At 73.6% G+C, this 1,312-nt stretch carries 1 protein-coding gene; it reads left to right on the top strand.

Annotation, left to right across the window (positions count from 1 at the left end):
* Positions 1–1,312, top strand: a 1,312-nt coding sequence (locus tag H5J29_RS32990; RefSeq protein WP_181784806.1) for an AMP-binding protein, incomplete at both ends; no start/stop codon positions are given.

A 1,312-nucleotide genomic window follows, 5' to 3' on the forward strand; every position in this document is an offset into this window, starting at 1 on the left:
CCGCACCCTGGTCCCCGGGGACGCCGACGCGCTGGTCGAGGCCGTGCTCGCCGGCCTGCCGACCGTCCGCACCCTCGTACTGCTCGACGCGCTCCCGCTCCCGGCCACCGGGGCGGTGCCCGTGGTCCGGCTCGCCGACCTGGTCGCGGCGGCCGAGGGCCTGCCCGCCGCGGAGTGGCCGCGGCTGCCCTTCGACCACCCCCTGTTCGTGCTGTTCAGCTCGGGGACCACCGGTCCGCCGAAGCCGATCGTCCACGGCGCGGGCGGCAGCCTGCTCGAGGACGTCAAGGAGCAGCAGCTGCACAGCGACCTCGGGCCCGGCGACGTCATGTACTTCCACGCCACCCCCACCTGGATGGTGTGGAACTGGATGCTGCCCGCCCTGGCGGGGGGCATCCACCTCGTCGCCTACGACGGCCCGATCGTCGGTCCGCAGACACTGTGGACGATCGTGGCCGAGCAGGGGGTGACGGCGCTGGGCACCAGCCCGGCCTACCTCCAGCTCTGCCAGGACTCCGGCTACCGGCCCCGGGCCGAGTTCGACCTCGGCCACCTCCGCTCCATCCTGTGCACCGGCTCGGTCCTGCACGAGTGGCAGTACGACTGGGTGGCCGACGCGGTGGGCGAGCTGCCCCTGCAGTCCGTCGCGGGCGGCACGGACATCATGGGCTGCTTCCTCGTGGCGCACCCGGACGTGCCGGTCCGGCCCGGCCGCTCGCAGGCGCGCAGCCTCGGCATGGACGTCGTGGCGGTCGACGCCGAGGGCCGCGAGCTGGTCGGCGAGATCGGCGACCTGGTGTGCCGCAAGCCCTTCCCGTCCCGCCCGGTCGGCTTCCTGCGCGACCCCGACGGCACCCGCTTCCACGAGGCGTACTTCGTGGACCACCCCGGCATGTGGACCCACGGCGACCTGGTCGACTTCGAGCCGGACGGCACCTCCCGGCTGCACGGCCGCACCGACGGGGTGCTCAACGTCAACGGCATCCGGATCGGGCCGAGCGAGATCTACCGGACCCTGGGCGGGCTGCCCGAGATCGCCGAGGCGATGGCCTTGGAGCAGCGCGATCCCCATCGGATGGTGCTGCTGGTGCGCCTCGCCGAGGGTGCCGTCCTGGACTCCACACTGGACCGTACGATCCGCCGCGTGCTGCGCGAGCAGAACTCGGCCGCGCACGTGCCGTCGTTGGTCGTGGCGGTGGACGACTTCCCGGTCACGCACAACGGCAAGCCGTCGGAGCGGGCCGCGCGGGACGCCGTGAACGGCGACCGGGTCGGCAACGAGTCCGCCCTGCGGAACCCGCAGTGCCTCGCC

Source organism: Pseudonocardia pini (assembly GCF_013870575.1).
Classification (GTDB): domain Bacteria; phylum Actinomycetota; class Actinomycetes; order Mycobacteriales; family Pseudonocardiaceae; genus Pseudonocardia; species Pseudonocardia pini.